Origin of the sequence: Vibrio sp. NC2, assembly GCF_025195005.1 — a bacterium.
In the GTDB taxonomy this organism is placed as follows: domain Bacteria; phylum Pseudomonadota; class Gammaproteobacteria; order Enterobacterales; family Vibrionaceae; genus Vibrio; species Vibrio splendidus.
This window is the reverse complement of record NZ_JANVFC010000012.1, coordinates 62,669-88,282: the sequence shown is the minus strand read 5'-3', so window position 1 is coordinate 88,282 and position 25,614 is coordinate 62,669. Positions and strand designations below refer to the sequence as shown.

The 25,614-nt window shown below is 44.6% G+C and carries 20 protein-coding genes; 8 read left to right on the top strand and 12 right to left on the bottom strand.

All coding sequences use genetic code 11. The features are described from left to right. Nucleotides 1-114: 114 nt before the first annotated feature. The 7 genes from NX845_RS15845 to NX845_RS15815 form a co-directional block, all read right to left on the bottom strand. Nucleotides 115-1,437 (bottom strand): TRAP transporter large permease subunit, encoded by a 1,323-nt coding sequence (locus NX845_RS15845; RefSeq protein ID WP_017059512.1) that lies wholly within the window; start codon nt 1,435-1,437, stop codon nt 115-117. Beyond that, complete coding sequence (locus NX845_RS15840) at nt 1,430-1,987, bottom strand: TRAP transporter small permease subunit (RefSeq protein WP_017079674.1); 558 nt, start codon at nt 1,985-1,987, stop codon at nt 1,430-1,432. The genes NX845_RS15845 and NX845_RS15840 overlap by 8 nt, the downstream gene beginning before the upstream one ends. Nucleotides 1,988-2,052: 65 nt before the next feature. Further along, nucleotides 2,053-3,069, bottom strand: a complete 1,017-nt coding sequence (locus NX845_RS15835) for a TRAP transporter substrate-binding protein (RefSeq protein ID WP_108086729.1) — start codon at nt 3,067-3,069, stop codon at nt 2,053-2,055. A gap of 200 nt (nt 3,070-3,269) precedes the next feature. Beyond that, nucleotides 3,270-4,172 (bottom strand): EamA family transporter, encoded by a 903-nt coding sequence (locus tag NX845_RS15830; RefSeq protein WP_260256981.1) that lies wholly within the window; start codon nt 4,170-4,172, stop codon nt 3,270-3,272. Nucleotides 4,173-4,309: 137 nt separating this feature from the next. Further along, the gene (gene phnR, locus NX845_RS15825; protein ID WP_009845628.1) at nt 4,310-5,014 is read right to left on the bottom strand and encodes a phosphonate utilization transcriptional regulator PhnR; all 705 of its coding nucleotides are present in this window, start codon (nt 5,012-5,014) and stop codon (nt 4,310-4,312) included. 68 nt (nt 5,015-5,082) lie between these two features. Beyond that, nucleotides 5,083-6,792 carry a putative 2-aminoethylphosphonate ABC transporter permease subunit gene (locus NX845_RS15820; protein WP_371704956.1) on the bottom strand — a complete coding sequence of 570 codons (1,710 nt, stop codon included), beginning with the start codon at nt 6,790-6,792 and terminating at the stop codon, nt 5,083-5,085. 21 nt (nt 6,793-6,813) lie between these two features. Beyond that, nucleotides 6,814-7,923 carry a putative 2-aminoethylphosphonate ABC transporter ATP-binding protein gene (locus NX845_RS15815; protein ID WP_260256980.1) on the bottom strand — a complete coding sequence of 370 codons (1,110 nt, stop codon included), beginning with the start codon at nt 7,921-7,923 and terminating at the stop codon, nt 6,814-6,816. A 364-nt stretch (nt 7,924-8,287) separates the two neighbouring features. Here NX845_RS15815 and NX845_RS15810 point away from each other — a divergent pair, with 364 nt between their 5' ends. Further along, on the top strand, nt 8,288-10,483 hold the full coding sequence (locus NX845_RS15810; protein WP_065682336.1) for a TonB-dependent receptor domain-containing protein: 2,196 nt from the start codon (nt 8,288-8,290) through the stop codon (nt 10,481-10,483). Nucleotides 10,484-10,570: 87 nt separating this feature from the next. Here NX845_RS15810 and NX845_RS15805 read toward each other — a convergent pair whose 3' ends face one another. Then, nucleotides 10,571-11,992 (bottom strand): FAD-dependent oxidoreductase, encoded by a 1,422-nt coding sequence (locus tag NX845_RS15805; RefSeq protein ID WP_065682335.1) that lies wholly within the window; start codon nt 11,990-11,992, stop codon nt 10,571-10,573. A gap of 200 nt (nt 11,993-12,192) precedes the next feature. Next, the gene (locus tag NX845_RS15800) at nt 12,193-13,203 is read right to left on the bottom strand and encodes a putative 2-aminoethylphosphonate ABC transporter substrate-binding protein (RefSeq protein ID WP_017104203.1); all 1,011 of its coding nucleotides are present in this window, start codon (nt 13,201-13,203) and stop codon (nt 12,193-12,195) included. A 350-nt stretch (nt 13,204-13,553) separates the two neighbouring features. Here NX845_RS15800 and phnW point away from each other — a divergent pair, with 350 nt between their 5' ends. The 4 genes from phnW (at nt 13,554) to NX845_RS15780 (ending at nt 18,557) form a co-directional block, all read left to right on the top strand. Next, nucleotides 13,554-14,657, top strand: a complete 1,104-nt coding sequence (gene phnW / locus NX845_RS15795) for a 2-aminoethylphosphonate--pyruvate transaminase (RefSeq protein ID WP_260256979.1) — start codon at nt 13,554-13,556, stop codon at nt 14,655-14,657. Then, nucleotides 14,657-16,114, top strand: coding sequence for an aspartate aminotransferase family protein (locus NX845_RS15790; RefSeq protein ID WP_260256978.1), 1,458 nt, complete (start codon nt 14,657-14,659; stop codon nt 16,112-16,114). The genes phnW and NX845_RS15790 overlap by 1 nt, the downstream gene beginning before the upstream one ends. Before the next feature lie 113 nt (nt 16,115-16,227). Further along, on the top strand, nt 16,228-17,046 hold the full coding sequence (gene phnX / locus NX845_RS15785; RefSeq protein WP_065682331.1) for a phosphonoacetaldehyde hydrolase: 819 nt from the start codon (nt 16,228-16,230) through the stop codon (nt 17,044-17,046). A 440-nt stretch (nt 17,047-17,486) separates the two neighbouring features. Beyond that, complete coding sequence (locus NX845_RS15780) at nt 17,487-18,557, top strand: OmpA family protein (RefSeq protein WP_017095002.1); 1,071 nt, start codon at nt 17,487-17,489, stop codon at nt 18,555-18,557. Nucleotides 18,558-18,715: 158 nt separating this feature from the next. On the opposite strand, the gene NX845_RS15775 is transcribed toward NX845_RS15780, so the two are convergent. Next, complete coding sequence (locus tag NX845_RS15775) at nt 18,716-19,114, bottom strand: OsmC family protein (RefSeq protein ID WP_065677256.1); 399 nt, start codon at nt 19,112-19,114, stop codon at nt 18,716-18,718. A gap of 200 nt (nt 19,115-19,314) precedes the next feature. On the opposite strand from NX845_RS15775, the gene msrB reads away from it, so the two are divergent. Then, entirely contained in the window at nt 19,315-20,457 is a 1,143-nt protein-coding gene (gene msrB, locus NX845_RS15770) for a peptide-methionine (R)-S-oxide reductase MsrB (protein WP_102500090.1), read from the top strand. A 115-nt stretch (nt 20,458-20,572) separates the two neighbouring features. Here msrB and NX845_RS15765 read toward each other — a convergent pair whose 3' ends face one another. Further along, entirely contained in the window at nt 20,573-21,940 is a 1,368-nt protein-coding gene (locus tag NX845_RS15765; protein WP_102535346.1) for a TrkH family potassium uptake protein, read from the bottom strand. A 26-nt stretch (nt 21,941-21,966) separates the two neighbouring features. Beyond that, nucleotides 21,967-22,623 (bottom strand): TrkA family potassium uptake protein, encoded by a 657-nt coding sequence (locus tag NX845_RS15760; RefSeq protein ID WP_017079662.1) that lies wholly within the window; start codon nt 22,621-22,623, stop codon nt 21,967-21,969. Between the two features lie 184 nt (nt 22,624-22,807). On the opposite strand from NX845_RS15760, the gene NX845_RS15755 reads away from it, so the two are divergent. Both NX845_RS15755 and NX845_RS15750 read left to right on the top strand, forming a co-directional pair. Then, nucleotides 22,808-23,977 (top strand): mechanosensitive ion channel family protein, encoded by a 1,170-nt coding sequence (locus tag NX845_RS15755; RefSeq protein ID WP_017094663.1) that lies wholly within the window; start codon nt 22,808-22,810, stop codon nt 23,975-23,977. Nucleotides 23,978-24,064: 87 nt separating this feature from the next. Continuing rightward, entirely contained in the window at nt 24,065-25,600 is a 1,536-nt protein-coding gene (locus NX845_RS15750; protein ID WP_029405909.1) for a mannose-1-phosphate guanylyltransferase/mannose-6-phosphate isomerase, read from the top strand. Nucleotides 25,601-25,614 lie beyond the last annotated feature (14 nt).

Below are 25,614 nucleotides of genomic sequence, written 5' to 3'. Positions count from 1 at the left end.
CAAGCCTTCCCTAAGCCCCAACCGAAACAGGGGCTGACAATCGAATCTAATAGTTAAACTTGTGTTGCTGATGATCGGTTCCTGAACATTAGATTCGCTCTGGAACCTTTGCTGTTATTGCCACCAAAGCGCGAGCTGAGGGAAGATAATAACCAGTGCCAACACCAATACTTGAAGTGCAATGAACGGCAGTAGTGAAGAGAAAATCTCACCTAAGCTGATGTCTTTGGGTGCTACCGATTTCAGGTAGAAGGCCGCGGGACCAAACGGTGGTGACAAGAACGACACCTGCATGTTTAGACAGAACACAACGCCGAACCATACTGGGTCGAACCCAAGGCCAGTGATGATTGGTACGAAGATTGGCATTGTTAGAAGTGCCACACCTACCCAGTCAAGGAACATGCCTAGAACCAGTAAGATAGCCATCATGATTAATAGCGTTACTGTCGCGTTACCGCCACTGAGCGCAAGGATGGTTTCTTCAACAAAATCAATACCGCCCATCAGGTTGTAAATACCAACCAATGCACTAGCACCGATACCAATCCACATGATCATGCCGCAGGTACGCATAGTTGCGATGGCACTCTCTTTCAACATGCTGAAATTCAACTCACCACGGATAAGAGCACTGATCATGATACCAACCACACCCAAAGCCGAAGCTTCTGTTACTGAAGCGATACCCGTGTAGATACTACCTAGAACTGTTGCTACAGAAAGCAGTGGGAAGAACAGAGCCTTGAAGTAGCTTGGCTGATTTGCGATATCTTCTTCTGTCTCATCATCACTAGGAAGAGGAGCCAGAGAAGGATTCAGCTTACAGCGAATCAATACGTAGCCGATGTAACAGCCCGCAAGGATAAACGCTGGCAAGAAAGACGCTTTGAACAGGTCTCCAATCGATACACTCGCTGTCATACCGTAAATGATAAGTACGATACTCGGTGGAAGCATAGTGCCTAGTGCGCCACCTGCACAGGTTGTACCGATAGCAAGCTTACGGTCATAACCTAAACGAAGCATTTGTGGCAGTGCGAGAATACCCAGTAGTACCGTTTCACCACCGATAACGCCTGACATCGAAGCCAATAGAACCGCGACTAATAAGGTTTGTACTGCCACACCACCACGAACCTTACGGCCGACAGATTTCATTGCATCAAACAAATCGCGAGCAATGCCCGAACGGTCTAGTAAAGCGGCCATCAATACAAACATCGGTACCGCGAGGAACACATAACCAGAAGCAAAACTGTAGGTACGGCTTGCGATCAAAGGCAGGGCATCAGGACCAAACCAACATAGAGTGAAGAAAATTGCGACAAAGCCTGTTACGAACGCTAGCTGCATACCGGTCAGTAGCAAGCCAATCATCATAACCAGCATGAGCAAGCTGCCCCATGCGATACCAATAGAAGATAAATCAAACATCGTCATTCTTCCTTAGACCCATCAACTCTTGGATTAGGTGCAATACAAACTGGACAACAAGAACACACAAAACGACAAAAATCAGGCCTTTCAGCAGCGCAGGATAAGGCGCGTTTAACACTGAACCTGATGTTTCAAGGCGGAATTCACCCCATGGTGCAAACCACGCTTCTTCCGCAGTGAAGTAAGCTGCATAAGCGAGCATGCCTGCAAAGGCCAAACCCACAATGTGGTGAACAAGATTAAGATATTTACGTGCTTGGTTAGACACTGAATCGTAGATAAGAACCACACGTACATGCTTATTCGCAGCAAACGCGTAGATGCCACCAATAATGAATAAAGAACCACCGATGAAAGAAGCTGTTTCATGTACCCATGTGGTCGGGGCATCGAATGCGTAACGCATCACAACTTCATAAAATGAAATCAATACAGTAAAGATAAAAAACCAGCTCACGAGATTACTGAACTTTATAACAAAACGATCAAGCGCATTTCTTGGTTGCTCGTCGTTTTCAGCTGGGGCATGGGGAGTTTTGTCTGTCATGGGCCAAATATCCTGGGAGAATACGGGAGAGCAGTGCCCTCCCCCGTCAGTAAACTAAGTTTAAATTACAGTAAGCCGTTTTCTTCTAGGAACACAGTCACTGAGGTGTAAACTTTTCCTGCGTTATCAGAACGCTCTGCAAATACTTTCCATTGACCTTTCGCGATTTCACGGAACTTCTTACGCTCTTCTTGAGACCAGTCGTGGATAGTGATTTCTGGGTTCGCTTGAGCTTCTTTAAGCGCCGCTTGGTCAGCCATTTTCAGCTGAGTTGTCATGTCGTAAGAGAAGTCACGCACTGATGTTTGCAGCATTGTTTGTAGATCAGCTGGCATCTTGTCCCATTTCTTCTGAGAAATAGAGATATCGATAAGCGGTAGTGAGTGAAAGCCCGGTTGAACTGGATGTGTTGCAATGTCGTTCATGCCCGCTTTTTGGTTGGTAGAGAATACCGTGTAGTCCGCTGCATCAATTACGCCTTTGCTTAGGCCAGTAAATACTTCAGAACCTGGCAGGTTTACTGGAGTAGCACCCGCGGCTGCAAATACTTGTTGTACTAGGCCTTCAGGCGCACGCAGTTTAAGACCTTTAAGATCCGCGACACCATCGATTGGCTTTTTAGAAATGAATGATTCAACGCCGGTTGTTGAAGCACCAACGAACTGAACACCGTAAGGCTTGTACAGTTCAGTCATTAGCTCATTACCACCACCGTAGTTCATGTACTGAAGCAGCTGTGTTGTGTCTGACCATGCACCAACCATATTACCGATAAGACCAAAAGCTGGATCTTTACCAGAGAAGTAACCTGTTGCTGTGATGTGACCATCTAGGATGCCCATTTTGATCGCGCCTAGCGTTTCTGTGTGCTTAACCACAGCACCAACAGGAAGTAGATCGATGTCGATACGTCCATTAGACATCGTTTCTACGCGCTCAGCCCACTTCTGCTGAACCTTGAAGTTCAAATCACCAGATGGATCTGAAGATTGAATCTTAAGTTTAAAGTCTGCAGCCATTGCTGAAGTAGCAAATAGACCAGAGAGGGAAGCGGCAATCAGCGTTTTAGTCAGAGCTTTCATTTGGGTATCCTTATGAGTTTCACAGAGTCCGGCTTGTTATTATATGTTACCGGTAACGTTGGAGTGGATGTTACCGGTAACTTTACAACCTTGTCTATGAGAAGGATCACATCTTTAACATTAGTAAAACGTTTGCTATCAATAAGAAAAATGTGACTAAAAAGTCACATTATAGGTTGGAGGTAGGATTTAATTTCTTTTTAAGTCAGTGAGATAACTAAACCTGCAATGATAAAAACGACGCCTACACCGCGAGTGGCGTGCCACTTTTCCTTTAAAAAGTAGATCCCCATCACTACGCCGAAGATGATGCTTACTTGCCTTAGAGCGACAACCAAGCTGACATTTTCAGTCATGGTCATCGCAAATAATACGAGGCCATAGGTCGAAGCCATCATGATGCCAGCAAGTGTTGCTCTTTTACGCAATAACCAAGCATTATGAAATTCGATTTTTTGATTCGACACGAGCAACCACAGGCTCAGTGGAATCACAATCGCCCAAAACTGAATGCCTAGATAGAAAATCGCGGTGTGCTTGTTAGTTATAACTGTTGTGCTCAAAGGATCGAGTAACAAAAGCGCTTCTTTATCAATGATGGAATAGCCCGTGGTACCAATGGCCGCGATTAACGCCCACAGCACGCCAAGGTTGAGATACGCTTTTAACCTAAAATCTGAAAACTTCTTAAGTGGTACAAACAAACAACCCAAGGTAATCAAGGTGAACCCAAACCATTGATTAGGTGACAGCTCATAGCCTATCAACACGGTGCCTAAACCCACCATCAACACGGGCAGTGCTCTTGCCATTGGGTAAATCACGCCGATATCAGCCTGTTTATAGGCTGCGCCCAAGCCGATCAAATAGATGATTTGGCAAATCCCGCTCAAGAAAACCAGTTGCCAAAACGGAAGTAAGATATTTGATAGCCCTACACTGTGAACATACCAGATCAAGTAAGGCGTCAATATCGCGGCAGCGGCAAAGCCAGAGGCTAAGAAGAAAGACGAGCCCGAGCCTTGATTAGATTTACCTAAAACGTTCCAACCCGCGTGAAGCAAAGCCGAAATGATCACGATTACAATCGCAGAGAATTCCATTTCATTCCTAAATTATTGATGAATTAGCACAACGGCTGACAACAGGTGATAAAAAAGGCCTCCGAATAAGAGACCTTTGAGCGTTTCAATTGGGCAATCCTGCATAATTGAAGATATGCCAACGTTCTAAAGTATGACTAGCGCTCTAGCTGCGCGATCGACTCAATGCTGATCGCGTCATGACGCCAATATTCAATATCGCAGTCAATCAAATCACCGTCTTGATTGTAATTAACACGCTCGACAACCATAGCCGGAGAACCAGAAGTCGCACGCAGGGCTTGCGCGGTTTCGCCAAGCAAAGACGTTGTGCTCACTCGGTAACGGATCTTCTGATACACCACGCCAAAGTGCTCACGGTAGATGTCCGTCAACGATTTAGACAAGTCATAATCAAGCAAATTAGGGAACAGCTCAGGTCGAATGTAGTTGGTCACATACACAACGGGTCTGTCTTCAAGATAACGAACTCTGTCTACTCGATAAACATCCGAAAAAGGTTGCAGCTCAAGAAGCTTAGTTGCTTCCTTGGTTGCTAACATGCCTTTCGCTGCCACTAATTCTGTTTTCGGCTTACGATTCTGCGACAAAGCCATATTAGTGAAGTTCAGTGTTTGTGTTGGATCGTAACGCAGTGGCGCTGGAGAGATAAACCAACCTCGTCGGTCTTCTCGATAAATTCGTCCTTCCGCTTCAAGTGAAGACAAGGCTTCACGTAACGTAACTCGAGTCGTATCAAACGATTCAGCCAGTTTGCGCTCCGCAGGCAGCTTCTGTCGTGGCGTTAACATCCCCGACTCTATCTGTTCTACGATGACATCTTTGATTTTTACGTACTGCACTTCATTTCCTTTTATTCTTGTTCTTGTCGTCAGCCACTCCTTGGCCAACTGCAACATAAAATGGTTCGCTAGCGTTTACGCCAAGCTTGGGTGCGCTTCTCGAATAACTTGTTGATTAACATATGAATCAACTTCGCGCTCGCTGCCGATATCATGATCATCACCGCCATGGCAGCTGCTGCACCCGTTTGTCCCGCATCATCCATATTCAGTACTGAAACTGACGCAGGTATCGTATCGGTAGAATACAAGAATACTACCGCAGATGTCGTGGTAAGTGCATTAATAAACAGGTATGTCGCAATATCTAAAATCGCAGGCAGACATACGGGTACCGTCACCTTAAAGAACAGCTTGTATTGCGGTAGGTTAACCGAAGCCGCCGTCGCTTCTATTTCCTCAGGCAGCTGTTTTAATGCGGTTAACGCTGTCATGTGGCCGACTGTGTAGTAGTGAACCACCGTATTAATCACCAAGAACGCCATCGTGCCATATAAGAAGTTGAGTGGGTTACTCAAATCATTAAAGTAGAAGATATACCCCAAACCCAACACCATACCCGGAACAGCCATCGGTACCACACTGAGCATTTGCATTGCTTGACGAACAGGACCAAATGCTCTGCCCTTCTCAATGCAGTACGCGCCTAAGAAAATCAATACGGTACCGATGATCGCAGTCCAAGCGCCGAGGGTTAAAGAGTTGAAAAATGGCGTCCAACCATAAGTACTCATCTCTGCGAAGTTATAATTATTTAGCGTTAACGTTTTATTCCAAGGCCAGAAAGTGACCATAGATCCGTATATCGCCATACCTAGCACGATAACAACAGCCACTGAAATTACGGTGCAATAGAGTAAACACACGCCATCACGTAGAGTGTTTGGCTCTGGTTGGTAAGCGACGGAGCGAGTATCAAACAAGCTCTTTTGTTTCTTTTGAACCCAGCGGTCAACGGTAAACGCAAGCAACGCAGGCAATAGCAATAGGATGCTGGTCACCGCGCCCATAGAGAAATTCTGTTGCCCTACTACCTGCTTAAAGATATCGGTAGACAGAACGTTGTAGCTACCACCAATCACCTTTGGCACACCAAAATCACAAACCACCAGCGTAAACACAACGATCAAGGTACTTATCAAACCGTATTTTGCCGCAGGTAACGTCACCATGAAGAAGGTTTTTAGCGATGAAGTATTGAGTGCACGTGCCGCCTCATAAAGACGAGCGTCAGAGGTTCTCAATGAAGTAGTTAAAATCATTAAGGCGTGTGGAAACGTCCAGAATATCAGGCCCAGTGAGATACCAATCAAGCCATAAACCGAGTTGCCACCCAAGACTTCTTTAGCGATACCTTGGTTACCAAATAAGAAGATCAAACTGATGGCAGGAAGCAATGAAGGAGCAAGAATTGGCGCTGAACCCAACACCTGAAAAAGCCCCTTGAAAGGCATACATGAACGAGTCAAAGCATAGGCATAGCCAAACGCTAATACTCCCACGACAACGGTCACTAACAACCCAAGCGTGAACGTATTGCCTACCGACTGCCACAGGCTTTGAGAAGCAAAATACGTTGCGAAATTCTGTAATCCTACAAATTCTCCGTCTGCATTCTGAACGCTTTTTTTCAACATTGCCCACAGTGGCATCAGGATAAACAGCGTCATGAACACAGACAAAAAAGCCAACAGCCCAAATAGGATTACGTTGTCTTTACTTAATCGAGCCAGAAAAGGTTGTACTCGTCGTTGAATTAGCAGCTTAGATTGCATCATTTGAGTCGATTCCATGATTATTTACGCCGCCTCGTCTTTCATCACTTGCAGGCTTTTCGATGGGTAAGCTCTCAGGCCTTGTTGGTCAAACGCCACATAACGAATATCACTGCGACGCAGCTTCAATCGGTTGAACTCTTTGACTGATACATCAACGATGATCTCTTTCGCCGTTGAGTCATGTTGCAATTGACACTCAACACGATAAAACGCCCCTAAGAATTCGCTTGATACGATTCTCACTGGCAAGGATTCACTAAAACGATCAACAAACTGGATTTGCTCTGGACGAACGGCAATATCGAAAACATCACCCAGATTTGGCGTGAGGTTATCCAAATCCGGCAACGGTAGCATCGACTCAGCAATACGTATCTTGCCTTGCGCTGCGACAGAAGCTTGAATGAAGTTCATGCTGCCAACAAACTCAGCCACAAAACGACTGACGGGTTTTTGGTAGATATCTTGTGGGGCGCCTACTTGCTCAATGACACCATGGTTCATCACCACAATTCGGTCTGCCATCGTTAAGGCTTCATCTTGGTCGTGCGTCACCATGATAGTGGTGATACCCAACTTGCGTTGCAGTTGGCAGATCTCGTCACGCAGATGTGTTCTTACCTTCGCATCCAACGCAGACAGCGGTTCATCGAGTAGCAACAAGCCTGGAGACAACGCTAATGCGCGAGCCAGAGCAACACGCTGCTGTTGTCCACCAGATAGCTGATTTGGGTATTTCTGACCAGACGTTGGTAAGCCGATGGTCTCTAACCAAGACTCAACCGTCTCAAGGGCTTCTTTGGTCGACATGCCTTGATTTTTCAGACCAATCGCAATGTTTTCTTCTACAGTGAGATTTGGAAACAAAGCGTAAGATTGGAACACGATGCCAAAGTCGCGCTTTTCTGGTGGCAAGAAGGTCGTATCATTACCGTTCTGCTCAATAGAACCTGAAGTTGGCAAGTCTAGACCTGCAATCGCACGTAATAAGGTGGTTTTTCCACAGCCGGACGGGCCAAGAAAACAGACGAACTCGCCTTTATCTATCGATAGGGAGATGTCTTTTAACGCTGTAAATTGGCCAAATTGCTTTACAACGTTTTCAATATTCAAATAAGTTTGGTTGCTCATACTACAGCACTCTCTATATGGTATATACCAAATTTAAACTGAGAATATTGCAGTTGAGTGACAAATTTATAGTAGCTAAATGACAGTTATATTGCATTTGTGTCATCGTTGGATATACACATTGAAAAGTTAATGACGGCGACCTCTTTCGGAGGGAAGTATCAACGCAGATCTTCTTCATTGAGTTGATGAAGTAATGAACTTAGGCTTCTGTCACCAAATGAGATTGAGTGGCCAGTTACAAACAAAAGCCCCTTAAAACACAAGCAATAAAATACTAATGATAATAAATATCATTAGTATTTGAGTATTTCGTAAATATTCATATAATCCCCTCTCCAAATAATTACTATAAGCTTGCTTTATGAGTATTTACTCACATCCATTTTTTAAATTAAGCCTTTTACCTGTTCTCTTTTCACACGCATTTAGCTCAATTGCAAATGGAACCGAAACTGAAACTACGGATGAATATATTGAGGTTCTTGGCGCTCAATATACTAAACCCATCACTATATCAGAACCCGGGCAAACCACTGTTGACTGGCAAGAAGTAGAAGAGCAGCAGTATTCAAACTTTGCTTCACTTGTTGACTCGGTACCAGGGGCACACCTAGATGGTGGTGCTCGTTCTGGTGGTGAACGTATCAACATTCGTGGCTTTTCTAACCCGAGCGATATAGCGGTGTTCGTTGATGGTGCACCAATCGGTTTTCAACAATATCGTTATGGCACATTTTTCTTTGACCCATTTTTAATTGGCGAAGCGGAAATCGTTAAAGGCGCCCACGACTATCGAGCACTCAACGGTAAGTTTGGTGGCACCATTCATATCAAAACCAAAACGGTCGACGACTTGCTCACACCGGGTGAAAGCTTTGGATTTCGTGTCAACCAAAGGTACAACACCAATGGCGACGCCAAAGCCTATAACCTAAGCTTATATGGCAAAAGTGATTCAGGGTTCTACTACATTGCCAACGGCTCAGTTACAGACTCTGACGACATTCGAGTTGGTGGAGCCAGCGAAGATTTAGATTACTCAGGGTACGAGCAAGAAAATATGCTATTCAAAGTGGGTTATGAAAACGATCATCACCAATTTGAAGTCAGCCACACTCGCTACAAAGATGAGGGGCGCAAACCTTGGGCTAACCGTCGCGGAGATATGCCTACTATTACAAATAGAAACATCGAAAAATATGGCTCCCTAGAAGCAGCAAAATACGCGTATACCACTTACAACGAATATACCGACAATACGACCACCATTTCATACAACTATTCACCGTCAAACCCTTATATTGATTTCAACATCAAGGCAGCACGTTCAGAAAATGACCGACATTGGGTTCGACCAGACATCGCTTTTGAAAAAATGTATGTGTCTGTTGGAAGCTACGGACACGAGTCTTGGTTGAGCTATAGCCGAGATTTTATCGATGTTTACAATACTGCCGTTTTGGGTGATCACACTTTGGTAACTGGTCTCCAATACCAAAAAACCGACCGTGATTCATTAGTTTTTAATGCTACTCAAGCAAAAAAAGAAGCCAAAAACTACGGTTGGTATACTCCGTATTATGAGCCTTCCGGTATCCAAAGAACTTATGCTGCCTATGCTGCTGATCACTACCAAGCAACGCCTAACTTTACTATCAGCCCTTCACTAAGATACGAATACGTCACGAGTAAAGGTAAAGGGAATGCAGCATCGGACTACAATGACCCTTCTGCAGGCCACGATTACAGTGAAACAACGCATAAGGGATTCAGTCCACGGCTCGATCTTGACTACGAGGCAACGGCTAACACGCGTTTAAACTTCTCATACGCGTACGCAATGAAAACGCCAACCGTCGACAATTTGTATTCTGTTCAGTATTCACGAGCGAGAGCTAGCGCAAGTGCTCGTGATCTGGAGGTGTCTCGAATCCATGCGTACCAAGCCAGCATCATAAATATCACAGATGGACTATTTCGCGACAGCGACTCAATCGGTACTGAGTTAACTCTGTTCTACAATGATGTCAGTGACCATGTTCACAACAGGGTTGGGGGAAATCTAGACAGAGACACCAATGAGAACCAGAGTTGGAATACCAACTTAGATGGTTACAAGAATTACGGTTTCGAACTGATCAACCAATATCGTATTGCTGATTTCTTTAGTGATTTTTCTGTTGCCTATGTCCGTGGTAAATATAAAGGAAGCTTGTCCGATTCGACAGGCAGTGACGAGGATTTCCCAAGTACGCCACCATTGAATATAAACCTAGGTTTAGGCTATGAATGGAGCGAAGGACTAACAACAGGTTGGAAACTTCGTTGGTATGACGCTCAAACGAAAACTGGCGAAGACAAAATCTACAGCTACCCTGTGGGTAAACAGTATACATTGCAAGACATATATGCAACGTGGGAAGTCCAGCAGGTTAAAGGTCTCTCATTTGGTGCTATCGTTACCAACTTGACCGATCGATACTACGAAGCTTACCTTTCAAAAGGTGTAGCCTCTCCAGGCCGAGAAATTAAGTTAAACGCAGCTTATCAGTTCTAATAGGAACTGATAATTTAAAAAAGGTAACCAAATTAGTAAATATTGGTTACCTTTACCCCCAACTACTGGAGAGACTCTACAACACAATTAATCAGCAAGTTTATCTGCTTTGCCCGCCGCACCTGCGAGTTTGGATAACTGTTTATCTAGCCACAATGGCGTGCTACCCGAATCTTCCGCGTTCTCTTTTCTTCGTACCGCATCACGCACCATCATCGCACCTACCCAACGAAATGGCTCTGGCGGGAAGTGTCCTAATGGGCCTTTGGTTAAACCACTTCGTGTCCATGCATTGTCGATATCGAGTACCATTGCTGACAAAATTTTTCCGCCCATACGGGTTTGAGCAACGCCATTGCCTGAATAACCAAGCCCATAATAGATGTTGCCTTGGCCTTTTAGATTACCGAAAAATGGCAGACCGGTGACCGAACGATCTGAGCCTCCTGACCAGTTGTAATCGAATTCACTTTGTTCCAATTTAGGGAACAGTTTTTGAAACGATTGATTGAGAATCGGCAGGTAGTTGGTCGTTTGGTTAAACATGCTTTCAACTTGATTGGCAAACGAGAACTTATTACCGCCTTTGCCCAACATGAGTCGTCCGTCCTGGGTATCTCGGTAATAGTGGACAAAGATACGCGAATCTACCACCGCTGCCCCTTTCTCTGGACCAAACTGCTTGAGCTTTTCAGGAATAGGCTTGGTCACCACCATATCTGAAGAAACAACCACTATGCTGCGTTTGAACTCTTTAAAGTGATCGAGCATCCACGCATTGAGTGCCAAAATCACTTTATCCGCAAATACGGAACCGCCTTTGGTTTGAATTCGAGCTGGGGAGCCATAGTCGAGTGATGTCATCTCTGTATTTTCGTAAATTTCGACACCCAATTCGGTCGCAACGCGGCGTAAGCCTCTCGCCAATAACGCTGGCTGCACACTACCCGCAGCTTCTGAGTAGTAACCCTCAATGTGGCGATCAGATCCCGCTTTATCAGCCAAAGAATTGTCGCACTTCTTCCAGCTATTAATACCCTGCTTAACCAGCTCATTAACAACAGGCTCCATTCCACCCTTTTGCGCTTCATTGGTCGCCGTGTAGTAAGTACCGCTTCGATATAGATGCGCGTCAATCTTGTGTTCGTTACAGAAGGCTTCGATCTCGTATATAACCTTTTCCGATTCCTTAACCAACCATTTCGCTTGTTCTTTTCCGTAGAGCTTTTTCAGCGTCGGATACTTAGTTGACCACGTCAGCATGCAACCGCCGTTCGCACCAGAAGCACCGCTACCACATAGACCTTTTTCAATCACGACAACATGCTTTTCGGGTTGCTGTTGTTTGATTAAAATCGCCGTCCATAACCCCGTATAGCCACCGCCAACAATGGCGATATCACAGTTGACGTCTTTTTGGAGCGACTTCGCCGAATCTAGCCCCTCATTGATGTTGCCAAACTCTTGCTCTAACGCTTGCTTGAACCAATATGAGTAGTGCTTTGTCATTTGTTGTACCTTACTTAAAACCTAAAGGCGTAAAACTAAAAAAGGAAGACCGAAGCCTTCCTTTACTGATTTCTAACTTCTAATGAGCTGCATATCTAATGGACTACGTGTCTAATAAGCCATATATCTAATAAACCATGTGTCTAATAAGCTCGGTAGATAATTAACCAAGGAGCTCATGAACTAAAAAGCTCAGCAGATTAAGATTTTGGCTCTGATTTAGCGTCAAACTTCTCAGACCATGTTTTAAGAACGTCTGCACGTTCACTGCCCATGCGAGCGAAGTCCATTTTTGCCATGTTCTTTTCTACATTAGGGAAGTTCTCTGCTTTGCCTGTCACATCTTGGTGACCAACAACTGGGTACATTTCGATGTAAAGCTCATTTGCCGCTTTAGAAATAGACCAATCGATAACACGTTGTGCTGCATCAGAAGGCTTAACAAGGCCTACCGCTTCAGATTCCCAGCCGATGCCTTCAGGTGTAATCACTGAAAGTGGAGCGCCTTGAGTTTTCAGCTTAGCGCCACGGCTCGCCATAGAAATACCGATAGCGACTTCACCCATGCCCGCTTGAACACATGGCTTAGAACCTGAGTGCGTGTAGTGAGCAATATTTTGGTCTAGCTTCTGCATGTAGTTCCAACCTTGGTCTTCACCCATGTTTTGTAACCAAGCCGAAACCTGCATGTAGCCCGTACCAGAAGACGCTGGGTTTGGCATAGCAATGTGGCCTTTATAGATAGGCTTCGTTAGATCATCCCAAGATTTAGGTGCAGGTAAGTTAAGTTGCTTAGCGACCACTTCGTTGAAACAAACTGCATTGAAGAATGCATCATTACCGTACCAAGCTTGAGTAGACTGTGGGTCGTTAAGGTTAGCGCGTAATGCTTCTACACCTTGAGGCGTATAAGGTTTCAGGATGCCCTCTTCTTTAAGCAGTGCCATTGAAGAACCAGCAAGTCCCCAAACTACCTCTGCACGCGGGTTGTTTTTTTCGGCCAATAATTTTGCCGTCATGATCCCAGTTGAATCACGTACCCACTTGATGTTGATGTCTGGGTTTTCACTTTCAAATGCGTTTTTGTACTTCGCTAAAATGTCAGTTTCAAAAGCGGTGTAAACCGTCACTTCCTGTGCTGCATAAGCATTACCAGCCAATAGAGTAACTAAAGCTGCAAGTGATCCTTTCATAAAACGGTTTTTCATCATTTTCTCCAGTCAGGCCCGATGCCAAGGTTAGGAATTGCCAAGGTTAAAGTTGTTAAGGCTAGAAGCTCCATCTAGAGGCTTCTATATCCATAAATTCATTTAGGTTGTTAACACACACCTTTGCATTGGTATGTACCAGATTTCGAGTATTAAGCTAACTGGCTTTTATGACGATTAAATGAACAAAAAATGGCAATTTAAAGATCGGAAAATTTCTCAACAAAAGTGACAAATTTGAATATGAAGCTTTTGTGAAAATAACGTTTGGGCTATTTACGACCGTTTAAATTGGTTGTTAAAGTAACCGCAAATATTGGTATAGTCCAAAATACAAATCACGAGAATTGAACATGAGAAACGAATACTTACTGCTGACACCGGGTCCTCTATCTACTTCTGAAACCGTTCGCCAAGCGATGCTAAAAGACTGGTGTACTTGGGATGATGAATACAACAAAGACGTTGTTGAAGTGATTCGTAGCAAGCTTGTGACTTTGGCGACTAAGCAGGCGGGATATACAAGTGTATTAATGCAAGGTAGCGGCACCGCTTCAGTTGAAGCAACAATCGGTAGCGTTATCTCTCAAAGCGGCAAGCTTCTTGTTGTTGACAACGGTGCGTATGGTGCTCGTATTGCTCAAATCTCAGAATATTTAAACATTCCATGCCATGTCGTTTCCCCAGGTGAAACATCACAGCCTGACTTGAACGAAATGGAAACGGCATTGGCTATGGATTCAGACATTACTCACGTTGCGATTGTGCACTGTGAGACCACTACGGGTATGTTGAATCCAATCGAAGACATCGCCAAATTGGCAAAACAGCACAACAGAACCGTCATTCTAGATGCGATGTCGAGTTTTGGTGGTATCCCTATGGATATTGCTGACTTAGGTATCGATTACATGATCAGCTCGGCAAACAAGTGTATTCAAGGTGTACCTGGATTCGGCTTTGTTATTGCGAAGCAATCGGAACTGGAAAAATGCAAAGGCCAAGCTCGTTCATTAAGCCTTGACCTGTTTGACCAATGGCACTGCATGGAAAGCAACCATGGTAAATGGCGCTTCACCTCTCCGACTCATACAGTGCGTGCTTTCTACCAAGCTCTACTTGAATTGGAACATGAAGGCGGCATCGAAGCTCGTCATAATCGCTACCAAACTAACCAAACCACATTGGTTGCAGGTATGCGTTCTCTTGGCTTTGAACCACTGCTCAATGATGACCTTCACTCACCTATCATCACCTCTTTCTACTCTCCAACTCATAGCGATTACCAATTCAAGGAATTCTATGACCGATTGAAAGAGCAAGGGTTTGTGATTTACCCGGGCAAGGTTTCAAACGCAGACTGCTTTCGAATCGGTAACATCGGTGAAGTGTATCCGTCAGACATTGAAGCTCTCATTGGCGCAGTGAAAAACGCTATGTACTGGGACATCAAATAATGACGACGACCAATCAAGAGCCGACTCTAAAGGCCACACACTTTCGAAGCGAAGGCGATGTGAACACCACGCCAGCACGCGAAAAATGGAACGAATCGCTAAACGATGATGCGACTCAAGCGATGTTAAAACGTGACTCTGATGTATTTCTTCATCAAGCGATGTCGACACCTTGCCTAGACACACTTGAAGCCGCTGAAGGTATCTACATTCAAGATGCGACTGGTAAGAAGTACATAGACTTTCACGGGAATAATGTTCACCAGCTAGGTTATGGTCACCCACATATTATTAATAAAGTGACTCAACAAATGGCATCATTGCCGTTTTCACCCCGTCGCTTTACCAATGAAACTGCCGTTCAGTGCGCTGAGAAGCTGACACAGATCTGCGGTGGCGATTTAAACCGTGTGTTGTTTGCTCCAGGTGGCACATCGGTGATTGGTATGGCACTCAAACTGGCTCGACATGTCACCAACAACTTCAAAGTCGTTTCATTGTGGGATTCCTTCCATGGCGCGTCACTCGATGCAATTTCAGTAGGTGGCGAAGCGTGTTTCCGCGAGGGTATGGGGCCGTTAATGGCTGGCGTAGAACGTATTCCACCAGCAGTCTCTTATCGTGGTGCTTTTCCGCTTAGAGACTCTTTTTCGCCTCGCGATAGTTTTCCGTTAAGTGAGAGTAGCGCAGGCGGTGAAAGTGAGACCTCATGTGATGTGCATTATGCGGATTACCTAGAGTACGTGATTGAAAAAGAAGGTGGCATTGGTGCCTTCATTGCAGAAGCAGTGCGTAACACAGACGTGCAAGTACCAAGCAAAGCTTACTGGAAGCGCATCCGTGAGATTTGTGACAAACACAACGTCCTGTTGATCATTGATGACATCCCTAATGGCATGGGTCGCAGTGGCGAATGGTTTACACACCAAGCTTTTGATATCGAGCCTGACATTCTTTGTATCGGTAAAGGTTTTGGCGGCGGCTTAGTACCAATCGCAGCCATGATCACAAAAGACAAATACAACACGGCAGCGCAAGTATCTCTTGGTCACTACACCCATGAGAAAAGCCCTATTGGTTGCGCGGCAGCACTCGCAACCATGGAAGTAATTGAACAAGAAAACCTACTTGAAAAAGTACAAGCGGACAGCGCATTCGTGCGTGAACAGCTGCATCAAATGAAAGAGAAGTACCCAGTCATTGGTGACGTTCGCGGCATCGGCCTGCTCTGGGGGGTGGAGTTGGTCACTGACCACATCACCAAAACCCGAGCTTTCGATGAAGCAGAAGCCGTGCTTTACCAATGTCTAAACGATGGCCTGAGCTTTAAGGTATCACAAGGTAATGTGATTCAGTTGAGCCCACCATTGATCATCAGTCGCAGCGAACTAGAAGTCGCTCTGGCTGTATTCGAAAAAGCGATAGCAAAAGTCTGCAAAGACTTTGAGTACCTTTAAACCACCTTTTAAAGCATGTCTTGAAGCAATAATTTCAAGCAATTAATAACCTAAAAAATCATTCGTCCCCCAGTACTTTTGAACTGGCAGTGACACAAAAATAGGACATTATTATGAACACAACATCACCTATCCAAGCGGTTATCTTTGACTGGGCTGGCACTATCGTTGATTTTGGATCGTTTGCTCCAACCAGCATTTTCGTTGAAGCATTCAGACAAGGTTTCGACTTTGATATCGACTTAGCAGAAGCGCGTGAACCTATGGGGATCGGCAAATGGGACCACATCCAAGCAGTTGGTCGAATTCCTGCTGTTGACGCTCGTTGGAAGGCTCAGTTCGGACGCTCGATGACCAGTGAAGACGTTGACGCGATCTACGCGGCATTCATGCCTCTTCAAAAAGCGAAAGTAGCCGATCACGCAGCACCTATTTTGAATGCGATAGAAGTGGTCAATAACCTAAAAGAGAAGAACGTGAAGATCGGATCTTGTTCAGGTTACCCACGTGAAGTGATGGATGTTTTAATTCCTGCTGCTGCAGATTACGGTTACCGACCAGATAACGTGGTAGCGACCGATGACTTACCTCAAGGTGGTCGCCCTGCTCCATTTATGGCACTGAAAAACGTAATCGACCTAGGTGTAACCAGCGTTGCTGCGTGTGTAAAAGTAGACGACGCAGCACCGGGGATCGATGAAGGTCACAACGCAGGGATGTGGACAGTTGGACTTGTATTATCGGGGAACGAAGCAGGCTTAACGTATCAAGAATATTTAGATGCAGACGAGACAACACTTGCGGCTGCACGTGAAAAAGCAAGCGTTAAGCTAAACAAATCAAATCCGCACTACCTGATCGATACCATTGCAGACCTACCAGGCGTCATTGCAGATATTGAACAGCGTTTACTGGCAGGAGAGCGCCCATAAGCAAAAGCGAGATGTTCACGTGATATAAAGTACGTGAAAAACATCTCTAATCGCTTTAATTCAAACCCCTACCCAATCATGTATTCATTCGAGTTATACATATTGGGTGGGGATTTTTGCTTTATAAGCATGATAAAGCGCAAGTTTTTTACTTATTACCCGTAGGGCCACTGGTAAATAGACGAGGTTAGGCTATAGCTTAGATATAAGCATTCCAACAAATGATAAAATCAACAATTAAAACATCTTAAATATATAATATTTAACAATTTCATTGACTCTAATACGCAATCAGATTAACAATATAAGTAGCAAGAAAGAAATAGGTTCACCTGAACCAACACCTTGATTTACTTATTATAAGCAGTGTCGTAACCCAATAAGTGATCGTTTTACTGGTAAGTTCAGATAACAATAATAGCTAATCCAAGGATAAGATTATGAAAAGACTGTCAAAAATCATGTGTGCTGTTGTTGCCGCTTCAGGCCTAGCAGCAGCGCCTTCTATTGCTGCAACCACTTATGTAGGTGCAAAAGTGGGTATAGGCTGGCTAGACAGCGCATGTGTAGCCGGTGCTAAATGTGATGATGATGCAATTGGTGCAGGCATCTACTCTGGTTACAATTTTAATGACAAATTTGGTATTGAGCTAAGCTCAGACTTCCTTGGCGACTACAAGACAAGCTTTTCAAAAAACGGTACAACAGCTGCGTTCAGCGACCCACTAATCGCAATCTCGCTAACTCCAATGTACCGTCTAGCAGTACAACAAGAGTTTGATGTATTCTTCAAAGCGGGCCCGGCATACATTTCACACGGTGGCGAAGATGACGTTGTTCTTTCTGCTGGCATCGGTCTAGAGAAGCAGCTTTCTTCTGATTGGGCATTGCGTGTTGAATACCAATATTTTGATGATTTCGACGACAACTACGTTCAAGACCTGAACTCGAACCTACTATCAGTTGGTGTTAGCTACAACTTCGGTACTGGCAACACAACAGCATCAGCGGCGGCTGCAACAGCTTCTGCAGTAGCAGTGACTCAAGCGCCATCTGAGCCAATCACAGAGCCTGCAGTTGTTGTTGAAGAGAAAACGACTGTCGTTGTAACTAAAGCGCAAACAGAGAGCTACTCTCAAGAAATGTTCGCGACTAACAGTACTGAACTGTCTACAGATGGCAAAATTGCATTAATGCCATTAGTTGAAGTACTTAAAGCTCACCCTCAATCAACAGTTGATGTTGTTGGTCACACAGACTCAACAGGCGCAGCTGAATACAACATGATGATCTCTAAGAAGCGTGCAGCAGCTGTAGCGGCATACATCGAAGAGCAAGGCATTGAAGCAGACCGAATTACAGCGTCAGGTGAAGGCGAAGAGAATCCAATCGCATCAAACGATACAGCAGAAGGCCGTGCTCAAAACCGTCGTGTTGACGCAACGATCCCTGGCTTTGAATACCAAGAAGAAGTCAAAGTTGAAGAAGTTGTCGTAGAAGCTACTGAATAATAGCACTCTACCTTAGTTAAAATAATAAGGGCGGAGCACTTTAAAGTGCTCCGCCCTTTTCTTTATCTGTCTTTGTCCATAAACCGTAAGCCGTAAGCCGTAAGCCGTAAGCCGTAAGCCGTAAAGATTAGCCTAACGCCAAGCTGTACAATCAGAGACTAGACGATTTCCCAACTATGAGTCATCTCTACGCCAGCACCCAACATTAGACATACAGAACAGTACTTTTCTAATGAATCCGCACAGACTTTAGCAACCTGATCAGGATCAAGGTTGTCACCAGACACTTCAAAGTGAATATTAATCACAGTAAAGATTTTCGGCGCTGTTTCACGACGTTTGGTTTCAAGCTTTGCATTACAACCAGTGATGCTTTGACCCGCAGATTTCAAACCGTCCACTACATCAACAGAGCTACAACCACCAGCGGCCATGAGCACCATCTCCATAGGGCTTGGCGCTGTAGCACCGCCGCTTCCATCCATAACAATAGAATGGCCTGATTGAGAGTGACCTAGGAATTTAAAGCCTTCGACCCATTTAACTTCTGCTTGCATGTTGTTCCTTAGATGTACGAAAACGTCATCATTATTTGGTATTTTATATCAATGCCTACACCCTACTACTGGCGGCATTTATGAGCAAGATTTTCTATTTGAGATATTTTTTTCATGAATAGTGTAATTTTTTCCATCTAAAACCTGTCTCTATTCGTACATTCAAAATCGAATGAGAAAAACGTCAAGATGAGGTATCTATGAATAAATTATCTAAAATATTGGTATCACTCGTGGTTGCACTACCACTGATTTCGCTGTTTGTAAGCCAGACTGGCACTGCCAATACAATGGATAAAACGGCTAATTCAGGTAAAACTGAAATCGCGACACTGGCTGGTGGTTGTTTTTGGTGTACAGAATCCGATCTAGAAAAACTGACAGGCGTGACAGACGTTATCTCTGGGTATTCTGGTGGTGAATTAGAAAACCCAACCTACAAACAAGTTTCATCGGGTAAATCTGGCCACATCGAAGTAATCAATGTGACCTATAACCCTGATGTGGTCAGCTATGAACAGGTGCTTGACCAATTCTTCCAACACATCGACCCAACCGACGACAAAGGTTCTTTCGTAGATAGAGGTCCACAATATCGACCTGCTATTTTCTATCATAACCAAGAACAGAAAGACGTCGCTCAAAACTTCATGATGGAGATAGACAAAGCTCAGATCTTTGGTGAACCACTAAAAACAGAACTGATTAAGTTTGAAAAATTCTGGCCAGCAGAAGATTACCACCAAGATTATTACAAGAAGAGCAAAGTTCGTTATAACTACTACCGCTACGCCTCTGGTCGTGATCAGTACCTAGATAAAGTCTTCGGCGATGATAGAAAAGAAAACCCGCAAACGATCCGTCAGATCATCGATGGTAAGAATACGACAGCCAATGCTAAGACATACAGCAAGCCGTCTGATGCAGAGATCAAAGCTTCTCTAACTTCACTGCAATACGATGTCACACAAGACGACGCGACAGAGCGCCCGTTTGACAACAAATACTGGGATAACAAGCAAGAAGGTATTTACGTCGATATCGTGACTGGTGAGCCATTGTTCTCTTCAAAAGACAAATACAAATCAGGTACAGGTTGGCCGAGCTTTACACAGCCAATCAGCGAGGCTTATGTCGTCACAACTACTGACTACAAACTGCTTTACCCAAGAACAGAGGTTCGCAGTAAATTTGGTGACTCTCACCTAGGACATGTATTTAAAGATGGTCCAAAACCAACGGGGTTACGTTACTGCATGAACTCTGCCGCAATGCGCTTTATTCCAGCGGATAAACTGGCAGACGAAGGCTATGAAGAATATATTGAAATGTTCGAAGGCTAAGAATTCAGAAACTTACTATAAACCTCTGAACCTCTAAAAAACAAAGCCAGCATATTCGCTGGCTTTGTTTTTCTAACGCACTAACAAGAAGGGTTAACTTAGCCTGTTAACCTTATTAACCCGTTAGCACAGTATCTTCAGGGTATTTCAACAACGAAGGCTCAGGGCGAGCTAACATGTAAGCCAAAGTCAAAGGTCCGATTCGTCCAATCACCATTACCACAATCATGATGTATTTCCCCGGTTCAGTTAAGTTTGCGGTTAAACCGGCTGTTAAGCCAACCGTCGCAAAGGCCGAAATTACCTCAAACATCACTCGATCAAACGCGGCCTGCTCAGTAAGCATTAACAAAAACATTGCAGTGGTTAATAGTGCTCCACTAACCACAATAATGGCCAATGACTTTGTTACCGCTTGCCAGGTCACAGTACGCTTAAACATCACGACATGCTTCTTCTGACGCAAGAAAGTCCAAGTCGCGACAAATGCAACCGCAAAGGTCGAAACCTTAATACCACCACCAGTGGAAGTTGAACCAGCACCAATCAACATCAGTACTATCATCACCAACAATGCAGGCTGAGTGTACTGAGACAAATCCACACTATTAAAACCAGCAGTACGAGCACTCGCTGACTGGAAAAATGCCGCCAGCCACTGCCCTTGTGTCGACAAGCCCTCCATCGTCGCTGAGTTATTTCTCTCCAATAACCAAAACATCACCGTGCCCACCAACAATAACGTCGGTGTCGCCGTTAGCATAATCTTGGTGTGTAAGTGCAGATGTTGGAAGCCTTTCCGCCAGTTAGTCGATAGGTCGCCCACGACAGTAAAACCTAATCCGCCGAAAATGAACAAGCCTGCTAAGGTAAAGATCACCAGTGGATCGTCAACAAAGCTCACCATACTGTCTGAGAACAACGCAAACCCTGCGTTATTGAATGCGGAAATCGCGTGAAATAACGCGTAAAAGCTCCCTGTTACCCATCCCATTTCAGGAACCCAACGAAAACAGAGCAATACGAAACCTATAAATTCGGCCACCAATGCAAAAATGATGATCTTCTTCACTAACTTTCTGAGGTTAATCTTACGATCTTGCCCCAATGCTTCTTTCGCTAATGCTTGCTGTTTCAAACTTAGCCGAACACCAAACATATAGAGCAGCACCGCAGAAAGGGTCATCTGCCCTAACCCGCCGACTTGCATCAAGAACATCAATAAGATTTTGCCTGCCAAGGTGAAATGCTGACCGGTATCAACAACACCTAAGCCTGTCACACTGATCGCCGACGTGGCAGTAAACAGTGCATCCGTAAAGCTTAGACCTGTCACAGAGAACACGGGTAGCGTCAACAATATTGCAGACGGGATAAGTACGCCTAAGAAGCTCGTAAGGATAATCTTAGGTTCAGAGCCTTTACGTGGCTTTTTATCACTCTTAAGCGTGTAGAAAGTACCTTTTCGTTTTAACGAATTCATACTGTTACCTTATTTCCGATTGCCAGTTACCAATTGCGTAGCTTTCTAGATAAGGTCTCTTTCGGCCCTGCGATGATCACCACATCCCCAATTTCTAAACTCACATCCAGTTCAGGTGCTTTAGTTAGGTTCGGGCCTCGCTTGAAACCAAGTACCTCAACACCATTTTCTTTGCACAGCTTAAGGTCACCAAGTTTCTTACCCAAAAAATTGGAACCAATAACAATTTCCGTCATCGCTAAGCCGCTGCCAAGGTCGATAAACTCAAGAACGCGTCTATCCAACATTTTACGCGCAACACGAATACCCATGTCTCGCTCCGGCATGATGATATGATCGGCACCAATCTTAGAAAGGATCTTACCGTGAAACTTATCGTTCGCCTTCACCCAAACGGCTTTTGCGCCTGATTCTTTTACCACTAGCGTCGTTAGAATACTGGAGTTAACATCAGAGCCAATCGACACCATCACCATATCGTAATCGTCCAGCCTTAGTTCTTTAACTGTCTCTTCGCTCGTACAGTTCGCAACAATCGCTTGTGAAACAAAATTGGCCGCTTCTTTCACTCGCTCTTCATCAATATCGACAGCGAGCACCTGCGCCCCTGAACTTTGTAGCTCTTTGCATACAGATAACCCAAAACGCCCTAAGCCGATAACTGCATATTGTTTGTCACTCATTTATTACTCCACTTACAAAGCTACGTAGCATCGAAAACAAATAACAAAATTGTCTTCATACAAAAAAACGACTATATATCCATATAGAGATACAATTGTCAGCTAATCGATTGATTTATAAAGGTAGAGAACAAAAGTGATTTCTGCTAATTTCTAACCCATAATTTCTGCGGCAGTACACACAATGAATGAATTCATAACCCAAGTACAAACCTACATCAACCAGAGCCATAGCGATTGGGCAAATAGCGTCCTGTTCATCACTATTGCGAGCTTTTTCGCTTGGGTCGCTTGGCGAATTGTCCATAATCGCCTGGAAATCTTGGTCAAAAAAACCCAATTCCATTGGGATGACCTACTGCTAGAGGCCTTAAAAACACCTGTCAGTACGTTGCTTTGGTGCTGGCCTGCTACCGTGTCTGTTGGCTTGATTCTTCAAGACCAGTTTGGTAATGAAATCAACTGGCTAAGAACACTCAAACACATACTGATCATATCTACGTTTGTTTGGTTTACGCTGCGAATGATCAGTAACTCTGAAGAGTATGTCTTAGAGCAGAAAACCAGAGACGAAACCACAGTACAAGCTATCGCGAAAGTGGCTCGACTGTTCTTTATGGTGATGGGCGGCTTAACCATCATGCAGGCGTTTGGGCTGAGCCTATCGGGTTTGCTTACCTTTGGTGGTGTCGGTGGTTTAATCGTCGGTTTAGCCGCTAAAGATCTACTGTCGAATTTCTTTGGCGGCATGATGATTTACTTCGACCGCCCTTTTAAAGTCGGAGATTGGATACGCTCTCCCGATCGTCAAATCGAAGGTACTGTCGAACGCATTGGCTGGCGCATGACGATTATCCGCACTTTTGATAAGCGTCCTTTGTACGTTCCAAATTCGGTGTTCAGTAGTATTGTGGTAGAGAACCCATCGAGAATGTTGAATCGTAGAATCAATGAAACCTTTGGTCTTCGTTATCAAGATGCAGACAAATTGGCGCTCATTGTTGATGATGTAAGAACCATGCTCGAGGCCCACCCAGATATTGATGCCAAACAGACGTTGATCGTTAACTTTGACAAATTTGGGCCATCAACGCTGAACTTCTTTATCTATACCTTCACAAAAACGGTCAACTGGATCAGGTACCACAAAGTGAAGCAAGACGTTCTGTTACAGGTTCTGGCGATTATTCATAAACACAATGCAGACATCGCGTTCCCAACACAGACACTCAAGATTGACCCTCAAGACTTTTCTAATGTTCAAGGTCATAACAGCGTTCAAAGCCTAGGTGATAATCAGAATGTTAGCGATCCCAAAGATATGTTGAACTCCCCTACGGAAGGTCATCGATAGTCAACATCCTTCTTGGTTATCGATAAGTAATAAGCGTGAAGCGTGGTAATATGATGGCAGTATTCTAATGCACACAATTACCACTCTATGATTTTACCTGTCATCCTAGCTGGCGGCTCTGGAAGTCGCCTCTGGCCACTGTCTCGAGAGCTCTATCCTAAGCAATTCCTGAATATTGCTGGCGAACAATCGATGCTTCAGCAAACACTTCAACGCCTGCAAGGTATCGACGCACACCTAGCGGATAGTAGCTGCGATGCGCCATTCATTATCTGTAATGAAGAGCATCGTTTTATCGCTGCTGAACAAATTCGCTCAACTAACGTCCTGCACAGTGGCATTCTGTTAGAACCTGTCGGTAGAAATACTGCGCCAGCCATCGCACTTGCAGCCTTGCAAGCTTTGACCAAGTCTCATGGCACTAAAGGAGAAGCGGCTGACCCAATCTTATTAGTGCTTGCTGCCGACCATCACATAGCTAAAACCTCTGAATTCCAACAATCGATTAACCGTGGTGTTGATTACGCAAAACAAGGCAAACTGGTGACATTCGGTATAACCCCAAATGCTCCAGAGACTGGCTATGGCTACATCAAACAAGGGCAACCTCTTGTCTCTAGTCTACAACTAGAAACCAACACTACAGACCAACCAGCCCATTATGCTTACGACATTGAGTGCTTTGTAGAAAAACCCGATAAAGCAACCGCAGAAGCATACATTCGCTCAGAACAGTACCTATGGAACAGTGGCATGTTCATGTTTAAGGCATCACGCTATCTTGAAGAACTCGCCGAACACCACCCCGAGATATTAGCGGCTTGTAAACTCGCTCTTGCAAAGCAAAATACCGACCTCGACTTTATCCGTATCGACGCTGAAGCATTCAAAAGCAGCCCAAGCGATTCCATCGATTATGCCGTGATGGAGAAAACCTCGCACGCAGCTGTGATCCCGATGGATGTCGGTTGGAATGATATTGGCTCATGGTCTGCTATCTGGGATGTAAGCGACAAAGATGAGCATAACAACGTCATTGAAGGTGATGTGTTAACCGTCGACTCTCAACACAACTACATCCATGCTGAAAACAAGCTAGTTGCTACTGTAGGTGTCGATAACCTGATTATTGTCGAGACCAAAGATGCAATATTGGTTGCGAACAAAGACAAAGTTCAGGGTGTTAAGTCGATTGTTAGCCAACTGAATCAGGCTGGTCGAACGGAGCATGTACATCATCGCGAGGTATTTAGACCTTGGGGTAAATACGATGTGATTGATTTAGGAAAGCGAGACAAAGTTAAGCGTATCACCGTAAAAGCGGGTCATCAGCTTTCACTTCAGATGCATCATCATAGAGCGGAACATTGGGTAGTAGTAGCTGGCACTGCGAAAGTGACCAACGATGAGAAAACCTATCTCGTCGAAGAAGATCAGTCGACTTACATCCCTTTAGGTCACATCCACTGCCTAGAGAACCCTGGCGAGACACCTCTTGAAATGATTGAAGTTCAAACCGGCAGCCATTTAAGTGAAGACGATATCATTCGATATCAAGACAGCTATGGGCGAGATGTTCGAAGCGAACAAGCTTCGTCGTCTCAGAACAAAAAATCGAAATAGAAGCGGCGACAATC

Bases quoted from the DNA above. Each gene is read 5' to 3' on its own strand.
- NX845_RS15845 (WP_017059512.1), bottom strand. From the start codon at position 1,437: ATGTTTGATTTATCTTCTATTGGTATCGCATGGGGCAGCTTGCTCATG.
- NX845_RS15840 (WP_017079674.1), bottom strand. From the start codon at position 1,987: ATGACAGACAAAACTCCCCATGCCCCAGCTGAAAACGACGAGCAACCA.
- NX845_RS15835 (WP_108086729.1), bottom strand. From the start codon at position 3,069: ATGAAAGCTCTGACTAAAACGCTGATTGCCGCTTCCCTCTCTGGTCTA.
- NX845_RS15830 (WP_260256981.1), bottom strand. From the start codon at position 4,172: ATGGAATTCTCTGCGATTGTAATCGTGATCATTTCGGCTTTGCTTCAC.
- NX845_RS15820 (WP_371704956.1), bottom strand. From the start codon at position 6,792: ATGATGCAATCTAAGCTGCTAATTCAACGACGAGTACAACCTTTTCTG.
- NX845_RS15815 (WP_260256980.1), bottom strand. From the start codon at position 7,923: ATGAGCAACCAAACTTATTTGAATATTGAAAACGTTGTAAAGCAATTT.
- NX845_RS15810 (WP_065682336.1), top strand. From the start codon at position 8,288: ATGAGTATTTACTCACATCCATTTTTTAAATTAAGCCTTTTACCTGTT.
- NX845_RS15805 (WP_065682335.1), bottom strand. From the start codon at position 11,992: ATGACAAAGCACTACTCATATTGGTTCAAGCAAGCGTTAGAGCAAGAG.
- NX845_RS15800 (WP_017104203.1), bottom strand. From the start codon at position 13,203: ATGATGAAAAACCGTTTTATGAAAGGATCACTTGCAGCTTTAGTTACT.
- phnW (WP_260256979.1), top strand. From the start codon at position 13,554: ATGAGAAACGAATACTTACTGCTGACACCGGGTCCTCTATCTACTTCT.
- NX845_RS15790 (WP_260256978.1), top strand. From the start codon at position 14,657: ATGACGACGACCAATCAAGAGCCGACTCTAAAGGCCACACACTTTCGA.
- phnX (WP_065682331.1), top strand. From the start codon at position 16,228: ATGAACACAACATCACCTATCCAAGCGGTTATCTTTGACTGGGCTGGC.
- NX845_RS15780 (WP_017095002.1), top strand. From the start codon at position 17,487: ATGAAAAGACTGTCAAAAATCATGTGTGCTGTTGTTGCCGCTTCAGGC.
- NX845_RS15775 (WP_065677256.1), bottom strand. From the start codon at position 19,114: ATGCAAGCAGAAGTTAAATGGGTCGAAGGCTTTAAATTCCTAGGTCAC.
- msrB (WP_102500090.1), top strand. From the start codon at position 19,315: ATGAATAAATTATCTAAAATATTGGTATCACTCGTGGTTGCACTACCA.
- NX845_RS15765 (WP_102535346.1), bottom strand. From the start codon at position 21,940: ATGAATTCGTTAAAACGAAAAGGTACTTTCTACACGCTTAAGAGTGAT.
- NX845_RS15760 (WP_017079662.1), bottom strand. From the start codon at position 22,623: ATGAGTGACAAACAATATGCAGTTATCGGCTTAGGGCGTTTTGGGTTA.
- NX845_RS15755 (WP_017094663.1), top strand. From the start codon at position 22,808: ATGAATGAATTCATAACCCAAGTACAAACCTACATCAACCAGAGCCAT.
- NX845_RS15750 (WP_029405909.1), top strand. From the start codon at position 24,065: ATGATTTTACCTGTCATCCTAGCTGGCGGCTCTGGAAGTCGCCTCTGG.